The sequence below is a fragment of the Aeromonas sp. 102P genome (assembly GCF_051920345.1).
Lineage (GTDB): Bacteria > Pseudomonadota > Gammaproteobacteria > Enterobacterales > Aeromonadaceae > Aeromonas > Aeromonas veronii.
Genome location: NZ_JBQBCZ010000001.1, coordinates 2,530,156 through 2,549,148 on the forward strand (window position 1 = coordinate 2,530,156; position 18,993 = coordinate 2,549,148).

An 18,993-nucleotide genomic window follows, 5' to 3' on the forward strand; every position below is an offset into this window, starting at 1 on the left:
AATTGACCTGGATGAATTTTTCTTTTCATCCAGGTGCTAGCATCATTGCCAGATGGTTCTAAAAGGAAGAGACCATGTCTGCGCTCACCCCTGTTATTTTGCTGCTGTCCCTGTTTATCCCTCCCGCCCATGCCAGTAGTGGCCCAGTTCTGTTGACATCCTCCTCAATCGGACTTTTTTGTGTCGGATTGTTTGTGCTGGCCTACGCCCTGGTGATGGCTGAAGAGTATCTGCAACTGCGCAAGTCCAAACCCGTGCTGGTGGCCGCCGGGGTGATCTGGATCCTGATCGGTATCGCCTATGCACAGCAGGGGATGAGCCCTGTCGCCGAGCAGGCATTTCGCCATACCCTGCTGGAATATGCCGAGTTGATGTTGTTCCTGCTGGTGGCGATGACCTATATCAACGCCATGGAGGACCGGCGGCTGTTCGATGCCCTGCGCGCCTGGCTGGTGCGATCCGGTTTTCACTTGCGCACCCTGTTCTGGTTGACCGGCGGGCTTGCTTTTTGTATTTCGCCGGTGGCAGACAACCTGACCACTGCGCTCTTGATGTGCGCCGTGGTGTTGAAGGTGGCCAACGGTGATCGGCGTTTTGTCAATCTTGCCTGCATCAACATAGTGATCGCCGCCAACGCCGGAGGGGCGTTCAGTCCCTTTGGCGATATCACCACCCTGATGGTGTGGCAGGCGGGCAAGGTGCAATTTGGCCAGTTCTTCACCCTGCTTATTCCCTCTCTGCTCAATTTTCTGGTCCCGGCCATCCTGATGAGCCTGATGGTGCCGCGTCATGTGCCGGAGGCTGATAACGAGGTGGTCGATCTCAAGCGGGGTGCCCGTCGCATCGTCGCGCTGTTCTTGCTGACCATCATCACGGCGGTGCTATGCCACAGTTTCCTCCATCTGCCACCCGTGCTAGGCATGATGCTGGGGCTCGGTTATCTGCAGTTTTTCGGGTTTTATCTGCGAAAGTCGCTGCCGCGATCCCTTGCCCGCAAGCGTGCGCTCTACGAACGCAATGGTGATGAGGTGCGGTTGCGCAGTCTGGGTTCTGTGGTGCCATTTGACGTGTTCAACAAGGTGGCCAAGGCGGAGTGGGATACCCTGCTGTTCTTCTACGGGGTGGTGATGTGTGTCGGTGGGCTGGGCTTTATGGGCTATCTGGAGCTGGTGTCACACTGGTTGTATGACGCTGGGGATCCCACCATGGCCAACGTCTTCATAGGGGTCTTGTCCTCTGTCATCGACAACATTCCCGTGATGTTTGCCGTGCTGTCGATGAACCCGGATATGGCGCTGGGGCAGTGGCTGCTGGTGACCCTGACCGCCGGAGTGGGCGGCAGCCTGCTCTCCATCGGCTCTGCCGCCGGTGTTGCCCTGATGGGGCAGGCCCATGGCATGTATACCTTCTTTGGCCACCTGAAATGGTCGCCGGCTATCTTGCTCGGCTATCTGGTGAGCATAGGGGCGCACCTCTGGCTCAACAGTGCCCAGTTCTGAACGTCTGCCCGCCAGTACGAAAAGAGGCTTCCGTTGATGGAAGCCTCTTTCGTTTTCCTGGCCGAGGGGGATAGGGGGGGGGTCAATCGCCCCGCTTGCCCGCCAGCAGCCAGTAACTCAGGGTGGAACCCACGCCACAGCATGCGATGGCGATGGCCATGGGCAGCGGCGATTGGGGCGGATTGAGGTTGACCAGAATGCCGACCAGGGCGCCGATGCCAAAGCGCAGGGTACCCGCCAGTGCCGAGGCGGTACCCGCAGATTGCGGGAAGTGGCCCATCAGACCGGTCATGGCGTTGGCCCCCACCAGACTGATATGGCCGATAAAGAGTACCACCGGAATGACGATGCCCCACAGACCGCCGGTCTGGCTCCAGGCGTTGTAGATCAGCAGGGCGCCAGCGCAGGGCAGCACCAGCAGGCCGTATTGCAGCATCCGCTCGGCACCCACCCCTTTTACCAGTCGGCTATTGACGAAAGTAACCACCATCATCAGCAAAATATTGAGACCAAACAGCCAGCCGTAGTGCTCGGTCGGCACCTTGAAATACTCGATATAGACATAAGGGGAGCCACTCAGGAAGGCGAACATGCCGGAGCTGGAGAGGGAGCCGCACAGCACGTAGCCCATGGCGCCGCGATGGGAGAGTACCCCCCAGTAGTTCTTGAGGATCTGGCCCAGATTAAGGGGCTGACGGTGCTCGGGTTTCAGGGTCTCCTGAATTTTCCACTGCATCACCAGACAGATCAGCAGGCTGATCCCCACCAGCAGCCAGAAGATCACCCGCCAATCGGCGTGGGCGCTGATATAGCCCCCCACCACAGGGGCTACCAGCGGCGCCAAGGTCATCACCAGAATGACGAACGACATGGCGCGAGAAAACGCATCCTTCTCGAACAGATCGCGCAGCAGGGCATTGACCACCACCGAGCCCGCCGCACCGCCCGCTGCCTGCAACATCCGATAGGCCAGCAATTCGGGCAGGGAGTCCGCCATGGCGCAGCCCACCGAGGCGATGGCAAACATCACCAGCCCCGCCAAGATCACCGGCTTGCGGCCATAGCTGTCGGCCAGCGGGCCGTAGAAGAGTTGGCCGATGGCAAAGCCGCCCAAAAAGGCGCTGATGGTGAGCTGGGCGCCGTCGATGCTGGTGGCCAGATCCCGGGCGATGGCCGGAATAGCGGGTAGATACATATCCACCGCCAGCGGGGTCAGACCCGCCAGAGCGCCGAGCAGGATAAACAGGAAACGGGGAGAGAGCATGGTGGCCTGGGGGGACTGTGCGTGGGGCATAGGGTATCCGCTGATGAACCTTGGTTGAAAAAGGGAGAAGGGCGAGTCTATCAGGTTTGCCCCCGCTCGGCATGACGTTCCTACCCCCTCAAAAGGGGGAGGTGTCCGATCGCTCAGGCACCTTGGGGATCAAGCTTTCGGTCATGTCGGCGCGCTGCGCGGATCACTCCCCCCAGCCAGAGCAGCCAGGCCAGCAACGAGATGGCGTAACCGAGCCGCTCCGGCCAGCGGGCGGTGAGGGTGAAGGTGAGGCTGTGTTGTCCGGCGGGCACCCAGACCTGCACCAACCCGTTGCGGGTGCTGCTGACGCTCAGCGGCAGGCGCTGGTCGAGCCTTGCCTGCCAGCCCGGGTAATCAAACTGGTGCAGGACCAGCTTGGCGGGTGCCGGGGCATCCACCGTCAATTCGATATGACGAGGCTGCCAGCGCTGGATCTGCCAGTTCACCCCCTGATGGTCGCTGGTGATGGCGGGCTGGAATTCCTCTTTCCAGGCCAGCAGGGTGGGGGCAAACATGCCGCGTGGCACCTGCTTTGGTCGGTATTCGCGGGCGCTGCGCTTGCTGTCGAACTCCCCGTCGAGCTGACTCTTTACGGGAGCCTGGGTGAGCGGCGCCTCGCGTACATAGAGTCCCTGCGAGAGCAGGGTGAGGGCAAGCAGTAACCACCAGAGCCACTGCCACGGGCGATAGGTGGGGGTACCCAGCGCCACCACGGCGACGGTAGCGATGACCAGCAGCAGATTGAGGCGCCAGGGAAATTGCACCAGTTGCAACGGAGTGAGCAGGCGCCACAGGGGCTCGCTTGGTGGCAGCATCATCAGAAAGCTCAGGGTGCCAATGACCCCCCAGAGCAGCAACTCGGGATGGCGCGGCTCGCGGGCGGCAGCCCAAGCTACCAGCAGCAGAGCCAGGGTGAGCAGCGTCAGCCAGGCGAGATGGCCGCGAAAGCGCCAGTCATCACGGCTTTGGGGCAAACGATCGAGAAAGTTGCGCTGAAATTCGAACATGCCGGTGCGCATCTGCTCCATGGAGATCCCCCCCTGATCCAGCAGAGCGGGCAGCAGCAACAGGCTGGCCATCGCCAACCCCCAGAGCTGGCCCAGCAGGGTGCCGATAAGCGGGGCGGCGGTGACAGGGACACTGACAAGCGTTGTGCTCCCCTTGTAGCGCCAGACCAGCAGCAGGCTGCGCAGGGTGAGCAAGCCCAGAATGAGCAGGGTGCTTGGTAGATGGGAAAGCGTCAGCATGGAGACGGCCAGTGCGAGCAGCAGTAGCGCAAAGGGGGCGCCGCGGCAGAGGCGATCCTGCGCCAGCAGTGCCAGCGGTGCCCAGACGAAGGCCCAGCTCTCCGCCAGGGCAAAGCGGGCGTAGATATCGATGGCCAGATGATAGGGCAGCGCCATATAGAGCAAACTGGCCGCCAGCGCCCGTCCGTGGCCGGCAAAGGGGCGCAACCAGAGATAGGCAAACAGGCCGGAGAGCCAGAGTGCCACGCTGCTGCTCCAGAGCAGCGGCGTCATCGCCTCGTGGGCCAGTGGGGTGGGGCCGGCGAACAGGGCGCTCACATAGTAGGGCAGGGGGGGATAGAAGAAAAAGACCGGGCTGCCGAAGGCGCCGTTCATCTCCATCAACCAGCGCGGATAGAGCTCACCTTGCCACAGTTGCACGGCAAAGAAGTGACCGGAGAGCAGGTGGTGAAACAGATCATGGCCCTGACTGCCGCCGCGCAGCCAGAATGGTAGCAACAGGAGGGCACAGGCCCCGGTCAGCACCGACAAAACCCACAGCCACTCTCTGGTTACACGCATAAGGAGACTCGTCTGTTATGGATGCGCTGTGAGTGTACCCGAGTTGTTCCCCTCTTTTTTAGTTGCCTTGGCGGATTTTTGTGCTCTTTATATGTTTCTTGTCACTTTCCCCATGGGTTGTCTGCCGCGAGGGAATGGCGAGCCAGAGTCCGGGCTCGGCGGCAAAGCGTGGGGCAAACCAGTGCTGGCGCACCGCGCTGGGCATTTCGTTCGCGGCGATGGGGCGGCGACTGAGGCGGCAGGCTCCCTGAGAGAATGCCAGCGCCGCATCCCCCTTGTACCAGCCATCGGTGACGGCCAAGGCTGTGGTCTCCCGCAGCAGCCGCACTCCCCACTGGGTCACCAATGCCGGACACGCTTTTTCTGCGAGCCTTGCTGCCTGCACCATGGCGGGTGGACGGGGCAGGGTAAAGGTTACTCCGAGCAGCAGCAATCCGGCCACCGCGACCACCCCCTCGCCACGGCGCGGCAGCCAACCTGCCAGCAGCACGATACCGAGCAGGGTGACGGGGGCCAGATGGCGGGGATTGTCGGGATTCTGGCCAAACAGGGTCCAGAGCAGCAGGGCGAGCCAGTAGAGTGTCCAGAGTGGGGGGAGGGCGGCAGGGTGGTTTTTTGATCTTTGCCAAAGCGGCAGCACCAGCAAAGCCCCCATCAACGGGGGCCAAAGCGGGGTGAGCTGATCGTTGAAGGTGCGCGCCCAGCTCAGCAGCCGATCGCCGTGGGCCGCCGCCGTGTTGCCCCACAGGGTAAAGTGGCCGTCGGTAAAGCGCCGCCCCTCGCTGAAATAGGCCCAGCCATCGGCTTGCCAGACAAACAGCAGGCTGATAAGCCCCACCAGCACGATGGGGAGCACAAACCTGACGCGCGTGCCCTGCTGCGCCAGCCCGAGCCACAGCGGCAGCAGCGCCAGCACAAAATAGGAGGGGCGCAGTGCCAGCATAAGGCCCAGCAGCAGACCCGCCAGCGCAATTCTGCGCTGCTGCAAGGCCAGCAGCGACCCGAGCCAGGCGGCGAGCGCTGGCCCGTCCGAGAGGCTGGAGAGCGCCAGCGTCGGGGTGAGCGGCAGTGCCAGCACCAGTAGCCAGACGGGTGCCAAAAGGTTTGGCCGTTGCCACAGCCTTACCGCCAGCAAGGCGGCGAGCGGCGCCAGCAAACTGCTACCGAGCAGGCTTGCCCACTGCACCGCACGGGCCGGATCGTCCACCAGCAGATTGATCAGCCGCGCCAGCCAGATAAAGGCGGGGTAGCCCGGAAAGTGGGGGAGAACTCCAGCACGCTAAAGCGCATCACCCCGTGGGCAAAATTGAGGGCATCGTCGGAATCGAGGGAGACCGGGAAGGCCAGCAACCAGCCAAGCCAGGCCAGTTGCAGCAGAATGAGCAGCCAAATGGTGGTGGAGCAGGGGGAAGGCCAACGCCGGGCCATTACCTTCCCCCTCATCCCCAGCCCTTCTCCCGCAAGGGGAGAAGGGGGCAAACCGGCGTCCGGATGCATTTATCGGTAGGCCGTGCGTAGGGTGGGTAGAGCGCAGCGAAACCCACCGTTTGTCACAGCGAGGTGGCGCAATGATTGGCAGGTTGCCATCAAAGCGGCGCCAGCACGGCCATCAGCGCTTTTTCTGCATCGCTAAAGGCGGCTGCATCGGCAGGCTTGGTGCCCACCCCGAATACCCCCGGGTTGCCGATGGCATCCAGCACCCTGGCCAGCGCCTGCTCGGCCGCCTTGCGATCCCCTTCGCTGAGGGAGGGGAGGATCAAGTCGAGGAAGCGCTTGCTCTTGACCACCAGCACCTTGGCGGTCTGGTAGTCGCCAAGATTCTGGCTGGCCCCTTCGAGGCGGCGCTCGATCTCCGCCTTGTAGGCCCGGTTGAGCAGGGCCGCGGTGGCTGCGGCATCTTTGGCCTTGATGGCGGCGGCCAGCGGTGCTTGCAGCTCCACCTTGTGGTGCTGTTCCAGATAGGTCAGCTCCTCGGCAATCTCGCTCAAGGTGGCGCTGGCATCCTTGCCGTCAGTGGCGGCGCCCAGCAGCGCTTCGCGGGCGTCGATCAGCGGCTCCTTGCCGGCGGCGGCGTAGGAGTAAGCCTGTGCCTGCCCGCTCAGGGCCAGCAGCAGGGTGAGGGCAAGTAAACCCGGGCGGATGGTCATCCTGTTCTCCTTACTTATGCCAATGGCGCGGCCATCAGGCCACGCTCTGGGTTTCAATCACGGTGTTTTCGTTGCGATGGTTAAAGATGGCGTGGCGTCTGTCCACCCCGTCGATCACCATGTCGGCAGCCATCATTCCCATCTCCATGGCGGTGTCGGTGAAGATGTAGCGGAATGTCCCCTGACGGCCGGTCATGATGAGGTTGGTGATGGGCATCAGCGCCTTGATGGCTTCGTTGCGGCGGGCCTGATAGCCGAGATCCATCAGCGGATAGGCGTATTCGCTGCGGGCTTCGAAGGTCTCATCGCCAAGCTTGGCGGTATCGACACCGAGGCTCGCCAGATCGGCGGTAACCCGACCGCGCAGATCAGAGAGCGGCGCCTGCCAGGTGGCATCCCCCGGATTGCAGGGGATCTCCAGCATCACCGAGGTCTGGCCCTGGGGCGCCATAAAGGGGCTGCGGCGGCGCGGCTCCTGCAGGCGGGTGGCCAGAATATGGGGGTCGGAGAGGTACTGCCAGGTGTTGTCCGACAGGTTCTCCTGTTTGAGCGGCATATTGACGAAGCGAAGCGGCCGGTAGTGCAGATCGCACGGCAAGCCCAGATGCTGGCAGGTGAGCGGCAGCGGCAGGGTGGAGATCACCTGATCAAAGCGCTCGCTCTGCTCAACGTCATCTTGTTTCCAATAAACCCGTTCGATGCGGCTATCGGCCTGCTCAAGGCGGGTGATGGTAGCGCCGGTTTTCAGCTCCACCCCTTCGGCAACCAGCCGCTCCCCCAGGGTGGTAAAGATCTGGCCGAAGCCATATTTGGGGTAGCGGTATTTGCGGGCATAGGTGCGCACCGAGATACTGCCGTTGCGTCTTGGCAACAGGCGGCGGGCCACGTCTTTGAGATCGATCAGGCTGATGCGCTGACCGGCCCAGTCGGCGGAGAGCTTGTCCGGGTTGATGCCCCACAGCTTGCCGGTGTAGCCCTCGAAAAACTGACGGTAGAGGGTGCGGCCGAAGTGACTCTGGATCCACTCGGCAAAGCTCGCCTTGGCAAAATCATCCGGCTTCTTGCTAAAGGGCAACAGCAGCAAGTCTTTTACCGCACCGGCCATCAGGGCCAGCGGCGCCGTCTTGAGCAGGTTGGGCAGGTTCAATGGGTAGTCATAGGTGCGCCCGCCAAAGCGGATGACGCTCTTGCGCTCGGCGTGGAGCAGATCGTCCCCCATCAGCTCGTCGATAAAGGCGAGCAGCTCGGGGTTCTTGGTGATAAAGCGGTGGCCGCCGTAGTCGAAGCGATACTCCCCATCACGCCCCTTGAAAGTCTGGGTGGCGCACATGCCGCCGACCACCGGCTCCTGCTCGAACAGGGTGACGGCAAAACCGGCGCGGCGCAGGCGCCAGGCCGCCATCAAACCGGCGGGGCCAGCGCCCAGCACTGCAATGCTTTTCTTGTTGTTATCGCTCATGACCTATTCCGAAACTGCTTGATAGATAAGGGAACCGCGCCAAGGCGCGGCTCCCGAATGGTGTTGTTACCCCGTGGCCTTGTTGCCACAGGGCATGTTTGCTCAGCCCTTGCCAGTCGCGGCACTTACCTGCGGGCGGTAGCTGCGCTGCCAGAGGGTAACGAAGATCGCCAGATAGAGGGCCCAGGTCAGCAGCTGCAAGCCAGCGGGTGAGGCATTGTAGCCAAACAGGGCGCGCAGGAAGGTACCAAATACCCCCTGATCGTCGAGAATGTGGCTGATGTCGAACACCGGCGTGGTCCAGAAGGTGATGATCTCTGCCGCCTGCAACATGTTGACGGCAGATGAGAGCAAGCCTGCGGCGATGATGATGATAAGCAGCCCAGTCCAGCGGAAGAAGGGAGCCAGCGCCACCTTGCGGGTGGAGCGCAGCAGTCCCCACACCAGTGCGATGGAGACCAGCAGCCCCGCCAGCGCGCCCATCAGGCCGGATTGCAGATCCACCCCTTGACCGGAGTAGAGCAGGGCGGAGAAGAAGAGCACGGTTTCAAACCCTTCGCGCATCACAGCAAGGAAGGCAAGCAGCACCAGACCAAACAGGTTGCCGCCATCGATGGCCGCATCGATGCGCGCCGTCATGGCCCCTACCTGGGATTTGGCCTGCTTCTGCATCCAGACTGCCATATAGGTGAGCACCAAGGTGGCAAAGATGAGGATCCCCGCCATCAACAGGTGGTTGTAGCGCTCGCTCTCGAACTGGCTCACCACCACCTGGAACAGGAAGGCGACCACAAGGGAGGCGATAAGGCCAAGCCCCACCCCCAGATAGATGAACTTGTTGTAGCGGCTCGCCCCCAGCTTGGCGAGGTAGGAGAGGCAGATGCCGACCAGCAGGAAGGCTTCCAGCCCCTCGCGCAGGGTAATCAGAAAACTTGCAAACATCAGGATTGAGGCTCCGTAGCGGGCGTGACGGGGAGAGGCTGCAGGGTCAGTTGCAGCCGATTGAGTTGCACTATGGGTGGCTCCGGCAAGCTGGGCTCGGCGGCGCGCACCGCATCATTGACCCACTTGGGGTAGGTGCGGAAATTGAGTTTGATATCGGCCTTGAAGGGCCCTTGGGCATCTGCGGGCAGCGGCCAGGCTTCATCGCGCCAGCCATCGGCCGGAATGCGGGTATCTTCCAGCAGTTTGGCGTAACGCCAGAACTTGAGCCCTACCGGCTTGCCCTCGGCATCGCCGAACACTTTGCGGAACAGTCGCGCATCTTCTGGTACTGCGCCATCCACCGGCTGGCCACTGGCAAGCACCACCTTGCCGCTGGCGTCGGTGACGGTCAGCTCCAGCCAGAGTTCACGGAAATCGGCCACCCCGGTGGGCAGGGCATGGCCCGCGCCGGTATTGGCGACCCGCACCACCAGTTGCTGACTATCGGCAGTCTGTTCGATACGGGCGGAGAGGGTCGCGCTGGAGCGCAGCAGGGCCAGACTTTCCTGCTCGAGTTCAGGATTGCGCAGCCCCACCAGTTGGTGCTGGGCGCCGGTAAAGTTGTGGCGATAGAGCCGCGCCTTCATGGTGCCGTTTTTGGTGGACTGGCCCGCCACCGGCGCGCCGCCATTGCCCGGCTCCGGGTTCATATGGCAGTCGATACAGGTGCGCCGCTTGGCGGGATCCTCCGCGTTCGCGAAGCTGGATTTTTCCCACTCGTCCCAAGTGTTGACGATGTTGGCGCCGGAGCCCGGGGCAAACTCGTTGTGGCACGACTTGCACAGGGCTGCGTCGCGGTAGAAATCCTTCTGATAGGAGGCTTTGTGGGCCGCCGGACGGGCGTTGATCTGCCGCTCGGCCATCCAGTGCTGGAGGCTGCCGCCCGGGGCATCCTCGAACACATAGCTCTCGCGGTCTTTCAAATTGACGGTAAAGGCGCTGTTGCCGCCCGCATCTTCCACTTTGGTAATGCGATGGCAGAGTACGCAGCCGGTCCCTTCTTCAACCACAGGTTCGCCCGCCTTGTGGGCTGCAATCAGCGAGGCACCACCCTGCTCGAACATGTGGGAGCTCTTGGGTAGATCCAGCTGGCCTGTCATCACCTGCTGGGGCATGTGGCAGCCCTGACACCATTGGCCAAACGCTTCCCCTTCGGTTTCGCGGGCCAGCGCCTGTACCACCTTGTAGTAAGGGTGGGAGTTGCCCATCAGCCGGTGGTTGCTCTCGCTCCAATCTTCGAACGCCTGTTGGTGGCAGTTCTGGCAGGAGGCGGAGTTGAGCCACGCCTTCGGGTGAGTGATCGGCGCCTTGGCGGGATCCGTGCGCGGGGCATCGAGCCGCAGCCAGTTGGCAAGATAGGGGAGGTTGCCATCGGCGGTGACGAAGGCGTGTAAGTCCTCCATCATCGCCTTCACTTCCGGTTGGGGCCTCGCGGGGTCAACTGCCTCGGCCCCATCTCGGGTGTCATGGCCCATGCCACCCTGAGTCTGCTGGGTCATGCGCAGGTATTCGCCGACAAAATCCCCCGCCACCATGTTGGTGAGGTTGGCGTGGCCGTTGATGGCGTTGTCGCCGCTCTTTTGGCGATGGGCCGCCATCAGATAGCGGTTGGTGAAGTTGAACCCGTCCAGATGGCAGGAGTTGCAGCTCATCCAGTTGTCCCCCGCCATGGGGAAGCGTGAGTTGGCGCCGTTGTTGCCAAGCGTGTTACCAAGATGGAACAGCCGCTCGCCGCGCTGAAGCGGCTCGGGGCGCGGATCTGTCTCTACCAGCTTGGCAAAGTGGGGCACATCGACGGTGACTCGGGCAAACGGGCCGCTACCGCCACTATTGAGGCGGGTAAGATCCTGCCCCATGGCGTTGTGCACCAGAATATGGTCACCGTCGATCAGCAGATCCCGCGGATTCTGGCCCGGCAGGTGACGCAAAAGCTGGGTCGCCTTGGCTCCCCCCTGAAACTTCTTGCGGCGGTGGCGGTTGTTGTTGGACTTGCCGCTGCGGGAGAGGTCAAACACCAGCAGATCTTCCGAGCCCGCCAGGGTCAGATAGACCCGTTTCCCGTCGGCGGCGAAGCGCGCAGCGAACGGGTTGGAGACGATCTGGCTGCGGTTGCCGACGCTGGGCAGATTGATCTGCAAAAAGAGCTGTTTTCTTTCATCGACCCGCTCTTTCTCCTCATCGAGATCGATGATGGAGACGGCCGGAAAGACGGTGCTTTGAAACTGGAAGGGGTGATCGAAGCTCCACAGCACATGAGGCAGCCAGGCCTCGCTGCCATCGGGGGAGAGGGCGATGCCGTCCAGCAGGCGCGGCAATCCCTGGGAGTCGCTCGGCGTGTCGCTATGGGTCTCGGCCAGGGTGATGAGTTTGGGCTTGGGAAGCGAAGATCCCTTGGCGCTGTGGCCAAGCTTGGCGAGATCATAGATGGCGAGCTGTCCGGTCATGGCGTGGGTCAGCAGCAGGCGATCGTCGTTGGTCAATGCCAGTCCACGGGGAGTCTCGGCGGTTTCTGCATCCAGCTTGAGGTTGCCTGTGGTGTCGTAGGCCTGCAGGCGAGCGGATTCGAACAGCGTGACCCAGAACCACTGCCGCTTGGCATCGAAGATGACACCGTAGGGTCTATGGCCGGTGGGGATCGCCTTTTCCAGATCGAGATCATCATCCAGCAGCAGCAGGCGATCGCCGCTGTAATCGGTGACCAGCAGGGTGCCGTCATCGGCGCGGGCAATCTGGCGTAGATCGCCCCCCAGCGGCACCTCTTTGAGGCGCTTGCCGCTATCGCGCTCAAGCAGGGTGACGGAACCTGCGCTCAGGTTGGCGGTGACGAGGCGCGGGCTTTGCCCCTCCTCATAGGCAAGCATCCCTGTGCCCATCTGTTGGGCCAACGCAAAGGGGCTGGTCAGCAGCAGGAGGAGAGCCAGCAGGGGTGACAAATATGCAGAGAACGAAGACTTCAACATGGGATCAGGCGCGCCATTTCAAGATGGTCCAGCGCCAGGCGTGGCGCAGCACCAGAGGAGTTAACGCCAAAGCGCTCAGCCAGTGGGCCCAGCTGGCGAGGTTGCCCATGGCATCGCCCGGAGTGCCGTGCAGCACCAGCAGCAGGCCACTGGCCAGACAGATCAGCAGCAGGGCTTCGATAATCCGCCCCGTGGTGCGCAAAAAGGGTTTGTTGCTGCGGTTCAACAAGCTGCGGTGGGAGAGCCAGAAGGCGCCAAACAGCAGGGGAAACAGGGTGAGCGAGAGCATCACATGGAAAAACAGATTCCAGCGTGCCAGCGACCAGAGCGGGGTCAGCGGCTCCCACAGCAGCAGGCCGGAGAAGAACATCAGATAGAGGGTGCCCTCGGCGGCCTGATGGTGGTAGGCCAGCCACTGCCAGAATTGTCGGGGTGAGAGAGAAAGGCTTGTCATAAAGGCTCCAGCACCCGGGCGGGGCAGCCCGGGGGGAGCAAGTTTATAACGCAGTAAGAGTAATGAAAAGTGTTATCAATTGTATTGCTGGTGAATCAGGGCTGAACAAGCACAGTGATCAAGCTCGACTATTTATGCTCCGCCATCCGCTCGGTCACTGCATAGGGAAGGTGAGAACAAGTCTCTGATGTGAGATCGTGAGTGCTACTTGGCGCCTGTGATGAGGTTCAGCATGAATCATGAGCTCACCTTCGCGGATAGCGAGTTCAATGGTAAACGCCGCAAAACCCGTAAGGAGTTATTCCTGGCTCGCATGGAGGCGTTGCTTCCATGGGCAATGATGCTGGAGGTCATCGAGCCCGTCTATCCCAAGGCAGGTAATGGCCGTCGCCCCTACCCACGCGATACCATGCTGCGCATTCACTGCATGCAACAGTGGTATAGCCTTAGCGACGGCGCCATGGAGGATGCGCTCTACGAGGTTACTTCGATGCGTCTGTTTGCCAAGCTCTCACTGGACCAGGCTATCCCCGACCGCACCACCATCATGAACTTCCGCCATCTGCTGGAGCAGCACCAGCTGGCCCGGCAGCTCTTCGACGCCGTCAACCTGTGGCTTTCTGACGCCGGCATCATGATGAAGCAAGGCACGCTGGTCGATGCCACTCTCATTGAGCCCCTTGCTCGACCAAGAACAAGCGTGGCGAGCGTGACGGCGAGATGCACCAGACCAAGAAAGGCAATCAATGGTACTTCGGCATGAAGGCTCATATCTCTGTCGATGCCAAGAGTGGCCTGACGCACAGTCTGGAGGCCACGGGGCAGCCAATGAGCATGACCTCAATCAAGTGGGAAATCTGCTCCATGGCGAGGAAGCATTTGTGTTCGCTGACGCAGGATATCAGGGTGCGGAAAATCGTGAAGAGCTGGCGGATGTAAAGGCACAATGGGCGATTGCGATGAGACCAGACAGGCTCAAGGAGCTCAAAAAGCATCCGCGCAAAAACAAGGCTGTGATTGCCTTTGAGAGGCTCAAATCCAGCATCCGCGCCAAGGTGGAGCACCCGTTTCGTATCATTAAACGTCAGTTTGGCTTTGTGAAGGCGCGGTTCAAGGGGCTGCGCAAGAACGACAACCAACTGGCGATGTTGTTTACGCTGGCGAATCTGTTTCGCGTGGACCAGATGATACGGACATGGGATAACTGCGCCCAAAAATCGAGATAAGCCTCGAAAATGAGGCTAAATGGCGCTTAATAGCCGAATACTTGCGGCAAAAGTCAGGTTTTTGGAGTGATGGGCATTTCAAATGCGGACAAAGAGTTCGTGGTGAAGGTGCGATCCACTTGTTCGCACCTTCCTTAGGACATAGCCTTTTATTTATTGGGGGGGAGGTAGATCAGAGGATATCGCCAACAAAGTAGGCCAGCAGGGCGAGCAACACGGTAAAGACAACGTTCAGAGCCATACCGGCTTTCATCATCTCCCTCTGGCGGATGTGGCCACTGGCAAAGACGATGGCATTGGGCGGCGTGGCGACCGGCAGCATAAAGGCACAGGAGGCACCGATAGCGATTAACACCGACATCACCACAGGTGATACCCCCAGCGCCTCGGCGACACCGGCAAACAGGGGAACCAACAGCGCGGCGGTGGCGGTGTTGGAGACCAGCTCGGTCAGGAATACCACGAAGGCGGCCAGCATAAGCAACACGACAAAAATGTTGGCGTTGGAGAGCACGGCCGACAGATGGCTGGCCAGGAATGCGCTGGTACCGGTGGCCTTGAGAATGGCGCTCAGGGTCAGACCGCCGCCAAACAGCATCAGCACGCCCCAGTCGGTGTTCTGGTTGACGTCATCCCAGCTGGCGACACGGCTGACCACGATGGCTACGATGGCACCCATGGCAATCAGGGTGTCGAGTTGCGGAATACCGCCAAAGGCGTTGGAGATGGGTTGTGATCCGATCCAGAGCACAACGGTGGTCAGGAAGATTGCCAGCGTCACTTTACGCTCGCGGGTCCAGTTGATGGTGACATCCTGGATCTCGACTCGGTGGCTGAGACGCGGGCGGGTTACCAGATAGAGCAGGGCAATGCCGCAGGGCATCAGGATCAGCACTACTGGAACACCGAATTTCATCCAGTCAGTGAAGCCAATCCCCATCTGGGCGGCTGCGATGGCGTTGGGTGGGCTACCCACCAGGGTACCGATGCCGCCGATACTGGCGCTGTAGGCGATTCCCAGCAATACGAAGACGAAGGTGGCGCGCTCTTTTTTGCTATCGAGGCGTGCCAGCATACCGATCGCCAGTGGCAGCATCATGGCGGTGGTAGCGGTGTTGCTGATCCACATCGACATGGCGGCTGTGATGGTAAAGAGCAGGATGACGCCCCAACCCAGATGACCATTGGCCATGTGCATCACCTTGCCTGCCATCAGGGTATCCAGTCCCTGTTTTGAGAGGGCTGCCGCGAGGGCGAAACCGCCAAAAAAGAGGAACAGGATCGGGTTGGCAAAATCGGTGAGGGATTTGCTCATGTCAAACACCCCGAGCACGGTAGCCAGCAGGGGTACCAGCAGCGCGGTGATGGTGACGTGCAGTGCTTCGGTCAGCCAGAGGATGGCGATAAAGACCAGAATGCCCAGCCCCTTGTTGACCATGGGGTCAAACGGGAGCCAGGCGAGCATGGCACAAAGTAGCAAAACATCTAGGATGACGATCCCTGATTTGATGTCCAGCCAGCGAGATGGAGCAGAGGGTACAGCTGATGTGTGCATAATGTTCTCTCGGTTAATTTATGGTTGTTTTTGTGTTGCCGAGATTACATCCATTCACTTGTTTGAAACAGACTCACATGTTGAAAATCAGCCTCTACTCACATACTCATTGATAAAAATGAGGAAATGAACACATAAATAAAACATGTGCGAAATATAAATCAAACATCCATGAACTGTTCCAGCCACTGCTTGAACATGTTCTTGGGCAAGGAGCCATTTATCTGGTTCACCAGTTTGCCCTGTTTGAAGACCATCAGGGTGGGGATGCTGCGAATGGCGTAACGGGCGGCAATGGTGCTCTGCTGCTCCGTATCGACTTTGACAAAGCGCATCCGTGGTTCGAGTTCATGGGCAACCTCATGAAATACCGGAGCAAACTGCTGGCAGGGGCCGCACCAGCTGGCCCAGAAATCGACTACGACCGGGATATCTGAGTTGATCAGGGTATCGAAGTTATCCGCCTTCCCGAGGCAAGGGGTCTGGCTGAACAGGAGGGCTTTGCAGCGCCCGCATTTGGCAGATGTATCGATATGGGTACCGGGCAGGCGGTTCCTAGTAAAGCAGTGGCTACAATAAGTAGTGATAAATGACATAATTGGTTCCTTCTAAATCAAGCTCTGGCCGGGGATATGATGAGAAGCCAGAATGAAGCAATCGCGAAACAATAGCGAAATATCAGAGCAATAACGGTAACACAGTGCCCAGCGGGAGTGGATAATTCCCCCTGGGTTCATTGCCTAACCGGATAATTCAGCGACCACCAGATGAGAGTCGAGACGGGATGAATAAAGGATCACGGAAAAACCGTGCTGTGCCAGGGCTGATCGTTGCCCTGCTGCTCGCCTTTTCGGGCTACTGCTGGCAGTCGCTCAGTCAGCAGCAACAGGCCCACGACCTGAATGACGCGGCCGAGGTGGTGCTGAACCGGATCAACGCCGATACCGTCTATCTGCTTGGGCGGGAGCAGGCCAATGACAGCAATGTCCAGCAGCGCCTGAACCAGTTATCCATCACCCTTGACGGTTTTGTACGGGAAGTCAGAAGCGATCCCGAGCTGGTGCAAGAGGAGCTCTCCCAGGTTCTGCTTGAAGACATGGACACCTATCTGATGGCGCTGGCCAAGCTTCATGCCATTGAGATGGCTATCGAGTATCTCAATGCGCCCCTGCAGGCCCAGATTAAAAAGGTGCGGGGGATAAGCCCGTCAGACAGTGCGCTTCATCGCGATCTGGAGGAGCTTGCGCAACTGAGTAGCTATTTACAGCGCAGTTGGGACAAACGTGAACAGACTGCGCTGAACCAGTTGCAGCAACAGTTGCAATCCCGTTATGGCGATTTGCCGGAGATCGCTACCCTGATCCGCCTGAGCAGGGAGGTGAGTCAGCAGGTGATGGCCTATCACACCTTGCGTTACCAGCTCATCGACATGCATGTGATCGAGAGTTTGGTGCGCTGGAAACTCGACAAGCTGGAGCGCGCCTCCTCTTTGATGAACCGCTTCTATCTGATGGTGTTGTGCGGGGCCTTGATCTGCTTTGCGCTGGTGGCCTTCACCCTGTGGCGCCGCAACCAGAAGCTGAGCGAGTTGTCGCGCCAGACCGGCTTGCTGGCCCAGGCGAAAAGCGATTTTCTGGCCAACATGAGCCATGAGATCCGCACCCCCATGAATGCCATCATAGGTTTTAGCTCGCTGGCACTGCAGACCGAACTGGATCAGCAACAGCGGGACTATCTGGGCAAGATCAAATCCTCATCCGATACCCTGCTGCTGCTGATCAACGACATCCTTGATTTGACCAAGGTGGAGTCCGGCAAGCTGACGTTGGAGGAGATCGACTTCGATCTCAGCGAGCAGCTCGATTCGCTGGCGGGCATGTTTGCCGATCTGGCGGAGCGCAAACACGTGGAAGTGGTTATTCGCAAATCACCGGAGGTGCCGGTCTTCTTGCGTGGGGATCCCTTGCGATTGGGACAAGTGCTGGTCAATCTGGTGAACAACGCCATCAAGTTTACCGAACGCGGTGAAGTCGAAGTCTGCATCGAGCTGGCCAATCCTCACCCAATGCGGATCCGCTTCAGTGTGCGCGATACCGGAATCGGCATTGCCGAAGAGAAGCAGACCCAACTGTTTCAGGCGTTTACCCAGCTGGAGGCGGGCAATACCCGAAAATATGGCGGCTCGGGTCTTGGGCTCAACATCTCCCAGCGGCTGGTGGAACTGATGGGGGGGCGGATCACCGTAGAGAGCAAGCCTGGCGTCGGCTCTCTGTTCAAGTTCGATATCCCGATGGCGCAGGCGGTCTACGGCGTGGCTGGACGGAAAGTCTTCTTCGAAAACCAGCCGCTGGTGATGGTGATGGATGACAACGAACTGGTGCTGGATCTGGCCCGGGACATTCTGACTCGGGCAGGTGTGCGAGTGCTGCCGGTTAACTCCCTTTCCCGCGCCCGTCAGCTGCTCCGTGAAGAGGGACCGAATCTGCGGTTGGCGATCCTCGACTGGCGCATGGGTCAGGAGGATGGGCTCGATCTGGCGCTGGAGATGTATCAGCACAGCCAGTGGCGGCGGATCCCCATCCTGATGATCAGCGCCTGGGCCAGAGAGGGGCTGCACGCCCGGATGGATAGCATGGGGCTGACCCATTTTCTGCCCAAACCGATGACCGAAAATGCCCTGCTGGCCAAGGTGGATGAACTGCTCAACGGTAGCTCCTACGAGCTCAACCTGCGCAAGGCCGAGGCTCAGGGGGATCAGCAACACTTCAAATCCCTGTTGCAGGGTACCCGAGTGCTGTTGGCGGAAGACAACCGGGTCAATCAGCAGCTCATCATCGAGTATCTGCGGCGCGTCGATGCGGTGGTGTGTGTGGTCAGCAATGGTCGGGAGGCGGTGGAGCGGGTCGCCGAGCAGCCTTTTGACGTGATCCTGATGGATTTGCAGATGCCGGTGCTGGACGGACTCGATGCCACCCGCCAGATCCGCAAGATGGTCGACAAACACGATGTGCCCATCATTGCCCTCACCGCCAGTGCCATGCCCGGTGACAAGGAACGTTGTCTGGGGGTGGGGATGAATGGCTATGTCACCAAGCCGGTGAGCAAGCTGGATCTCTACAACAACCTGCTGCAGTGGGTAAAGCCGCAAGGGGTGGAGCAGGCGGGGATCATGGAGGTTAAACCGCCGGATATGATCGGGATCCTCGATCTGCAGGATGCCCTCAAGCGGCTGGAGCAGGACAAGGAGGCATTGCAGATCCTGTTCAAGCTGTTCATGTCGGAGCACAAGGACGATCTGTGGGAGATCCGCTCCGCCCTGCGCCGTCAGCAGCCCGAGGTGGCCAGCAAGCTACTGCACACCCTCAAGGGGGTGTCGGCCAATATCTCGGCGTCCCGTCTGCAATTGGTGGCTGGCGAGCTGGAGTGGCGCCTGCGGCAAAACGAGGTGCTAAGCGAGACGGATCTGGAGCAGTTGCAACAGGTCTTTAGCCAAACCCGAGAAGAGGTGTCACACTTCCTGTTGACCGGTGAGCAGCATGAAAATTCGTATAATCCCTATTCATCAGGGGATGATCGCATGTCACAGTGAATTAAATAGTAATTATTC

Annotated in this window: 11 protein-coding genes and 2 pseudogenes; 3 read left to right on the top strand and 10 right to left on the bottom strand. The window is 60.1% G+C overall.

The window, feature by feature from the left end; genetic code table 11:
• The first annotated feature begins 74 nt into the window (after positions 1-74).
• On the top strand, positions 75-1,499 hold the full coding sequence (gene nhaD / locus ACTG1K_RS11980) for a sodium:proton antiporter NhaD (protein WP_421385929.1): 1,425 nt from the start codon (positions 75-77) through the stop codon (positions 1,497-1,499).
• 82 nt (positions 1,500-1,581) lie between these two features.
• On the opposite strand, the gene ACTG1K_RS11985 is transcribed toward nhaD, so the two are convergent.
• The 8 genes and pseudogenes from ACTG1K_RS11985 to ACTG1K_RS12020 all read right to left on the bottom strand — a co-directional run bounded on the left by ACTG1K_RS11985 (position 1,582) and on the right by ACTG1K_RS12020 (position 12,605).
• Positions 1,582-2,793, bottom strand: coding sequence for a Bcr/CflA family multidrug efflux MFS transporter (locus tag ACTG1K_RS11985; RefSeq protein ID WP_216953832.1), 1,212 nt, complete (start codon positions 2,791-2,793; stop codon positions 1,582-1,584).
• Positions 2,794-2,906: 113 nt separating this feature from the next.
• Positions 2,907-4,601, bottom strand: coding sequence for a hypothetical protein (locus tag ACTG1K_RS11990; protein WP_440005483.1), 1,695 nt, complete (start codon positions 4,599-4,601; stop codon positions 2,907-2,909).
• Positions 4,602-4,659: 58 nt separating this feature from the next.
• Positions 4,660-6,029, bottom strand: a pseudogene (locus ACTG1K_RS11995) (hypothetical protein).
• A 158-nt stretch (positions 6,030-6,187) separates the two neighbouring features.
• Positions 6,188-6,748 (bottom strand): hypothetical protein, encoded by a 561-nt coding sequence (locus ACTG1K_RS12000; protein ID WP_421266772.1) that lies wholly within the window; start codon positions 6,746-6,748, stop codon positions 6,188-6,190.
• A 34-nt stretch (positions 6,749-6,782) separates the two neighbouring features.
• Positions 6,783-8,207 carry an NAD(P)/FAD-dependent oxidoreductase gene (locus ACTG1K_RS12005; RefSeq protein WP_440005485.1) on the bottom strand — a complete coding sequence of 475 codons (1,425 nt, stop codon included), beginning with the start codon at positions 8,205-8,207 and terminating at the stop codon, positions 6,783-6,785.
• Between the two features lie 102 nt (positions 8,208-8,309).
• On the bottom strand, positions 8,310-9,149 hold the full coding sequence (locus tag ACTG1K_RS12010; RefSeq protein WP_236317319.1) for an FTR1 family iron permease: 840 nt from the start codon (positions 9,147-9,149) through the stop codon (positions 8,310-8,312).
• Positions 9,149-12,151, bottom strand: a complete 3,003-nt coding sequence (locus ACTG1K_RS12015; protein ID WP_440005487.1) for a YncE family protein — start codon at positions 12,149-12,151, stop codon at positions 9,149-9,151. Before ACTG1K_RS12015 ends, ACTG1K_RS12010 begins: the two co-directional genes overlap by 1 nt.
• A gap of 4 nt (positions 12,152-12,155) precedes the next feature.
• Complete coding sequence (locus tag ACTG1K_RS12020) at positions 12,156-12,605, bottom strand: hypothetical protein (RefSeq protein WP_139411427.1); 450 nt, start codon at positions 12,603-12,605, stop codon at positions 12,156-12,158.
• 232 nt (positions 12,606-12,837) lie between these two features.
• Between ACTG1K_RS12020 and ACTG1K_RS12025 the strand changes: the two are divergent.
• Positions 12,838-13,831 (top strand): annotated as a pseudogene (locus ACTG1K_RS12025) (IS5 family transposase).
• Between the two features lie 172 nt (positions 13,832-14,003).
• Here the strand turns inward: ACTG1K_RS12025 and ACTG1K_RS12030 are convergent.
• Both ACTG1K_RS12030 and trxC read right to left on the bottom strand, forming a co-directional pair.
• The gene (locus ACTG1K_RS12030; RefSeq protein ID WP_236095742.1) at positions 14,004-15,386 is read right to left on the bottom strand and encodes an SLC13 family permease; all 1,383 of its coding nucleotides are present in this window, start codon (positions 15,384-15,386) and stop codon (positions 14,004-14,006) included.
• Between the two features lie 161 nt (positions 15,387-15,547).
• A complete protein-coding gene (gene trxC, locus ACTG1K_RS12035) occupies positions 15,548-15,982 on the bottom strand; it encodes a thioredoxin TrxC (RefSeq protein ID WP_139429789.1) in 435 nt (144 codons plus the stop codon).
• Between the two features lie 188 nt (positions 15,983-16,170).
• Here trxC and ACTG1K_RS12040 point away from each other — a divergent pair, with 188 nt between their 5' ends.
• Positions 16,171-18,975, top strand: a complete 2,805-nt coding sequence (locus ACTG1K_RS12040; protein WP_267517253.1) for a hybrid sensor histidine kinase/response regulator — start codon at positions 16,171-16,173, stop codon at positions 18,973-18,975.
• The last annotated feature ends 18 nt before the right edge of the window (positions 18,976-18,993 follow it).